The sequence below is a fragment of the Desulfovibrio sp. 1188_IL3213 genome, from assembly GCF_036763145.1.
In the GTDB taxonomy this organism is placed as follows: Bacteria; Desulfobacterota; Desulfovibrionia; order Desulfovibrionales; family Desulfovibrionaceae; genus Desulfovibrio.
In genome coordinates, this window is the sequence record NZ_JBAIYR010000123.1 from 1 (window position 1) to 5,799 (window position 5,799).

The window sequence follows — 5,799 nt, forward strand, 5'->3', positions numbered from 1 at the left end:
ACAATCCGCCATGCTCAACTACAGCCGCATGGATGAAAATGAGGCCGACCATATCGGCCTGCAATACCTTATCGCCGCAGGCTACCCACCGAGCGGCATGGTGGGCGGCTTCAAGGTGCTGCGGCAGAAAAGCTGGATGAGCGGCATCAGCGTGCCGACGTACCTTTCCACCCACCCGGACCTGGGCGACCGCGTCAACGGCCTTCAGGCCCGCATCCAGGGCATGCCCAAGGCCGTGCAGGACCGCAGCCAGGACAACAAGCGCTTTACCCGTGTAAAAACCCTGCTCTGGGCAAGATACGGCGATGACCAGGCCGCCCTACAGCGCTTTTCCGGCAAGGACGGCCTGTCACGCATGGGCAGGGGCATTGTGCTTGCCAGGCAGAACCGCATCAACGAAGCCAGCGAAGCTTTTGATCAGGCCCTCAAGGCGGCCCCTGAAGACCCGCTGGTGCTGCGCGAGGCCGGGGCCTTCCACTACCGCAAGGGCGACATGAGCCGGGCAGACGGGTTGCTTTCCAAGGCCATGCGTCTGGACCCCAATGATTACATGGCTTCCTTTTTCTATGCGCGCATGCTGGACGAAACCGGCAGGCAGTCGCAGGCCGCCAGTCACTACAAGAACGTACTGCGGCACGTACCCGAGGATTCCGAGGTGCACGAAGCCTATGGCCGCTCGCTCGGCAAGGCGGGCAACACGCCCGACGCCTATATCCACATGGCCTACAGCGCCCTGTATTCCAACAACAAAAAGCTTGCCGAACGGTATTTCAACCAGGCCAAAAGCATGGCCTCCCGCACGACGGACAAGCGCGCTTTTCCGCGCCTTGAGGCCGCCTACAAAGAACGCAAGGAAATATGGGACAAGAACTGATGGAAACACATGCCACAACAATTCTCGCCGTGCGCAAGGACGGCATCGTGGCCCTGGCCGGCGACGGGCAGGTGACCATGGGGCAGACCATGATCATGAAGCATGCGGCCCAGAAGGTGCGCCGCCTGCACGACGGCAAGATACTGGCCGGTTTTGCCGGAGCCACCGCCGACGCGTTTACGCTTTTCGAGCTCTTTGAGGCAAAACTCAAGGAAGTTCGCGGCCATATGGTTCGGGCCGCTGTAGAAATGACCAAGGACTGGCGCAAGGATAAATACCTGCGCAAGCTCGAAGCCATGCTGCTGCTGGCCGACAGGGAACATATTCTGGTGCTTTCGGGTACAGGCGACGTGATTGAACCGGACGACAACGTGGCTGCCATCGGCAGCGGCGGCCCCTATGCTCTGGCGGCCGCTCGGGCGCTTTCCCGCCACAGCGGGCTTGACGCTGAAGCCATCGCCAGGGAATCCATGCGCATTGCCGCCGAAATATGCGTCTACACCAATGACCACGTAACCCTTGAAACACTCTAGGGAAATTTAACTTTGAGAATGTATATCCTCAACGTTAACTTCGGCGCTCAGAACGCGAGCACGACAAAGAACATCAGGCCAGGGAACAGACAAGGATACGTTCATGAGCATTCTCACTGCCGGTTGCAAGGTGAATCTGGGCTTGCGCATTACCGGGCTTCGCCCCGACGGCTATCACGAAATCGATTCTCTGTTTTACCCGCTGCCGCGCCCCTGTGATCAGATCAGGCTGCGCGTCATCGACGGCAACGGCATGCACGTACGCTGTGAAGGGCCTGGGGCCGAACGTCTGAATGCGGAACACAATACCCTGACCAGGGCTTACATTGCCTTTGCCCAGGCTGTAGACGGCCCTGTTCCGGGGCTTGAGGCGCGTTTGCGCAAGGGCATTCCTTCCGGGGCCGGTCTTGGCGGCGGCAGCAGCGATGCGGCTGCCCTGCTGCGCTGGCTCAACAGGAATGTCGCCACCCCCCTGCCTGAACAGGCCCTGGCAGATGTGGCCCTTGGCGTGGGAGCCGATGTGCCTTTTTTTTTGCACAACCGGCCCTGCCGCGTTCGCGGCATAGGTGAAATTATCGAATCTGCCGATCTGGATTTTTCAGGCATGCGCCTTGTGCTCGTATGCCCGGAAATCCATGTAAGTACGCCACAAACCTTTGCTGATTACGATGCTTTCAAGGCAGTGGAGCAGGCCGCTGAAAATCAAAACAGCTTGACAAGAGAACAAAGCAGGGCTAATGGAACTTTTCTCTCCCAAGGGCGGTTTGAAGCTGACCTGGGCAACGACCTAGAAAACGTTGTCTTCAAGCGTCATCCCGAGCTGGCCGAAATCAAGGCCACCCTGTTGCGCTACGGGGCAACAGCGGCCTGCATGAGCGGCAGCGGCTCCAGCATACTGGGGCTTTTCGAGCGCGAGGCGCTTGTGGAAGCGCAGGCTGTGGCCGCGGCGCTGCAAGGAGAGAACAGGCGCGTTTACGCGCATGTGCTGTGATCATACTGGGATGTAGCCAAGTGGTAAGGCAACGGGTTTTGGCTCCGTCATTCGAAGGTTCGAACCCTTCCATCCCAGCCACAACACCATGACGACGCGCAGTGAATGCTGGAGCGGCTGCTATGCAAATACCCGACCGCTCCGGTTACCGTGCGGGTGAATATCCGTATCCGGCCATGACGGCGACAGGCCAGCCAACTTCGTGACCGGTGGCAGGCAAGGGTGTACAACCTAAATGCTCTTTGACGCGCAAGGCGGGGCGGTTCATGTTCAGCGATCTTAAGATCGTAACCGGTTCTTCCAATCCGGAATTGGCGAAGGCCATTTGCAACCATCTGGGCTGTCAGCTCACCCCAACGCTGTCCACTACGTTCAGCGACGGGGAGTTGCGTATTGAAATCGGCGATAATGTCCGAGGCGACGATGTTTTTGTGGTCCAGCCCACCTGTCCGCCCACGGTCAACCGTAACCTGGTTCAGCTGTGCCTTATGCTGGATGCCCTTAAAAGGGCCAGCGCGGGCCGCATTACAGCCGTCATTCCCTATTACGGCTACGCGCGGCAAGACCGCAAGGTCAGCCCCCGTGCGCCTATCAGCGCCAAGATGGTGGCTGACTTCATCAGCGTGGCCGGGGCGGAACGCGTGGTGACTATTGACCTGCACGCAGGTCAGATTCAGGGCTACTTTGACTGCCCTGTGGACAATCTTTTTGCCGTACCTGTAATGCTGGACGCCCTGCGCAAGCTCGGCGAGGAAAAAATTGTCATCGTCTCCCCCGATGCCGGCGGCGTTGAGCGGGCCAGGGCATACGCCAAGCGCCTTGACGCGCCTTTGGCTATTGTGGACAAAAGACGCGACAAGCCCAATCAGGCGCAGGCCATGCACGTCATTGGCGATGTGGAAGGCCGGGTGGCTATAGTGGTGGACGACATGATCGACACCGCAGGAACCCTGTGCGCCGGGGCCGAAGTTTTGCTGAAAAACGGAGCGAAAAAAATCGTGGCCTGCGCCACGCACCCGGTGTTGTCCGGTCCGGCCATTGATCGCATCAATGCCACCGAAGCCCTTTCGAAGGTCTTTGTTACCGACACCATCCCGCTGGGCGACAAGCTGGAACGCTGCCCGAAACTCGAAGTCATTTCGGTGGCGGCGATTTTGGGCAAAACCATTCACAACATTCACACCGGTTCATCGGTCAGCGTGTTGTTTGTTTAGCAAAAACCGTCGGCGCAAAGCCTTCGCGCACGGCCGTACGGAGCACATCCCACAAGGGAATGGCAAGATACAATAAAGAAAGCGCTGATCCATGCGGATTTTTGCTTTCCGGCAAGGGCAAGCGAATTCCGGGGTACGGCGTGCAGGGCATGCCGGGCCGATAACGGACGCAGTCTCAGGCGGTCAGAAAGCGAAAAGACCGGCGGGCGGCATTTCTCAAGAACTTTTCCGCACGTGTCAGGCGGCGGTAAGCCAAGGAGTGGACCATGAATATTGAAAAGACTTTGAGCGTGCAAAAACGCGAAGGTTACGGCAAAGGCCCCAGCGGCCGCCTGCGTGCCCAAAAACTGATCCCGGGCGTGTTCTACACCCCCAAGGGCGAAAACATTTCCGTGCAGGCCCCTGCTCTGCCCCTGCAAAAGATTTACGAAGCAATGGGCCACACCACGGTGTTCAACCTCGAAATCGAGGACAACGGCCAAAAGACCGCGTATCCCGTGCTTATCTGGCAGGTGCAGTTTCACCCCTACAAGCGCGCCTTCACCCACATCGATTTTTACGGCGTGGACCTCGACAAGGAAGTCACCGTTGACGTACCCGTGGAATTCGTGGGAACCTCGCGCGGCGTGAAGCTGGGCGGCGTGCTCGAAACCTACCGCGAAGTGGTGCGCCTCACCAGCAAGCCGCTGAACATGCCCCAGAAGGTCGTTGTTGACGTGACCGACATGGGTATCAACGACACCATCAGCGTGGGCGACCTCAAGCTGCCCGAAAACGTGCGCGCCGAATTTGATCAGAACTTCGCCCTGGTGACCGTCATCTCCAAGAGCAAGGACGACGCCGAAGACGAAGACCAGGCAGACTAACCTGGTTTCCGGCCTGCAGACCGATCTGCCAGGCCATTTACAAGTGTTCATGGCCGGTTCCTCACGGAACCGGCTTCCTTTTTAGAGCGCTCCACGTTGAAACAGCCTCATGCGCCCTGCTCCGGCGTCTGCATGGGCGCACGCCATCGGGGCGCAGGCGCAGCTTCAGCCTTTGCCACAAAAAGCGTGAAGATAAACAGCACCATGCGTTTATACAGCCAGACGCCGCAGTAAGCGCACAACACCTTGAAAATATATATTCTCAAAGGTAACATGCCGCAAAACTGACCGGAAACTGTTCTGCGACCGCTTGAGCAGGCGGCCGCCGCCAGGATGCATATGCAGCATACCTGCGCCATAAAACGCCGGGGCGCACGCCTTGTCGCCGTTCGTAGTATAGATTTTCAAACATAATATGCTCCCGAATATGCCGCACCATGCCGTGACCTATCATTCCCTGCGCCCCGTAGGCAGCAGAGCAAGCCTGGAGATATGGCCCAAGCCCCAAGCCGGGGTCATGCTTTTTTATCCGGGAACCATGCTCTCGCCCGTGCAGTACAGGCCGCTTATTTCCGCCCTCCACGAGGCGGGCTTTGGCGTTGCTGCCCTGCACTTCACCGGTCATGGGCGCAACAGTCACTGGACGGGCTTTACCTTTGACGACCTTGTGCGGGACACCCTGGCTGCGGAACAATGGCTGCGCAAACGGGGACACCGCCACATCGCCGCTTGCGGCCACAGTCAGGGCGGCATTCTTGCCCTGGCCCACGCCGCAGCCTCACAGAAGCTCATGGCGACCTTTCCCATCACCGGAATCCTGCCGCAAAGCGACCGGGTCATGGACCTGACAATTTTCCGGCGCTGGAGCAGCAACAAACGCGGTTTTATGGCGGTTTTGCGCGCTCTGGCATGCCGCCTGCCGCGCCTGCCCATGCCTTTGCAGTCGTACCTTTCCGTACGGCGCATTCTGGCCGGGGCGCGCCGCGTTGTCTATAACAGGAAACAGTGCCGCATGAGCTATCCGCTGGCCTACCTGTCCAGCCTTCTTTCAGCCTCCATAAACGAGCAGTTGCACTGCCCCCTGTATTTTTTCAGTGCGGTCAATGATGCCCTTTTTACTCCGCCCCTGATTCAGGGTACCTTTGAACAGATACGCGCACCGCAGAAAAAGCTTATCTGGCTGCCCGGCGGGGGCATATTCTGGGTTTTATGAGCATGACCCCGGCCAGAGGCGTTGCCGCTACTTCCATTGCCCTATCCCCGTATCCACAAGGTCAAGCAGATACTGGCCGTAACCGGTCTTGCCCATGGGCCGGGCCAG

General features: G+C 58.7%; 6 protein-coding genes and 1 tRNA gene. All 7 read left to right on the forward strand.

Annotated features, from left to right (window positions below; translation table 11 throughout):
* Nucleotides 1–874 (forward strand): tetratricopeptide repeat protein (locus V6C16_RS06805; RefSeq protein WP_333542933.1); only part of this gene is annotated, 874 nt, incomplete at its 5' end.
* Nucleotides 874–1,407, forward strand: a complete 534-nt coding sequence (hslV, locus tag V6C16_RS06810) for an ATP-dependent protease subunit HslV (protein ID WP_333536176.1) — start codon at nt 874–876, stop codon at nt 1,405–1,407. The genes V6C16_RS06805 and hslV, both read left to right, overlap by 1 nt.
* A 103-nt stretch (nt 1,408–1,510) precedes the next feature.
* Complete coding sequence (ispE, locus tag V6C16_RS06815; protein WP_333542934.1) at nt 1,511–2,398, forward strand: 4-(cytidine 5'-diphospho)-2-C-methyl-D-erythritol kinase; 888 nt, start codon at nt 1,511–1,513, stop codon at nt 2,396–2,398.
* 6 nt (nt 2,399–2,404) lie between these two features.
* Nucleotides 2,405–2,479, forward strand: a tRNA-Gln gene (locus tag V6C16_RS06820).
* Nucleotides 2,480–2,664: 185 nt separating this feature from the next.
* Nucleotides 2,665–3,612, forward strand: coding sequence for a ribose-phosphate diphosphokinase (locus V6C16_RS06825; protein WP_333536378.1), 948 nt, complete (start codon nt 2,665–2,667; stop codon nt 3,610–3,612).
* Between the two features lie 266 nt (nt 3,613–3,878).
* Entirely contained in the window at nt 3,879–4,478 is a 600-nt protein-coding gene (locus V6C16_RS06830; protein WP_333536379.1) for a 50S ribosomal protein L25/general stress protein Ctc, read from the forward strand.
* 442 nt (nt 4,479–4,920) lie between these two features.
* The gene (locus V6C16_RS06835; RefSeq protein ID WP_333542935.1) at nt 4,921–5,691 is read left to right on the forward strand and encodes an alpha/beta hydrolase; all 771 of its coding nucleotides are present in this window, start codon (nt 4,921–4,923) and stop codon (nt 5,689–5,691) included.
* Nucleotides 5,692–5,799 lie beyond the last annotated feature (108 nt).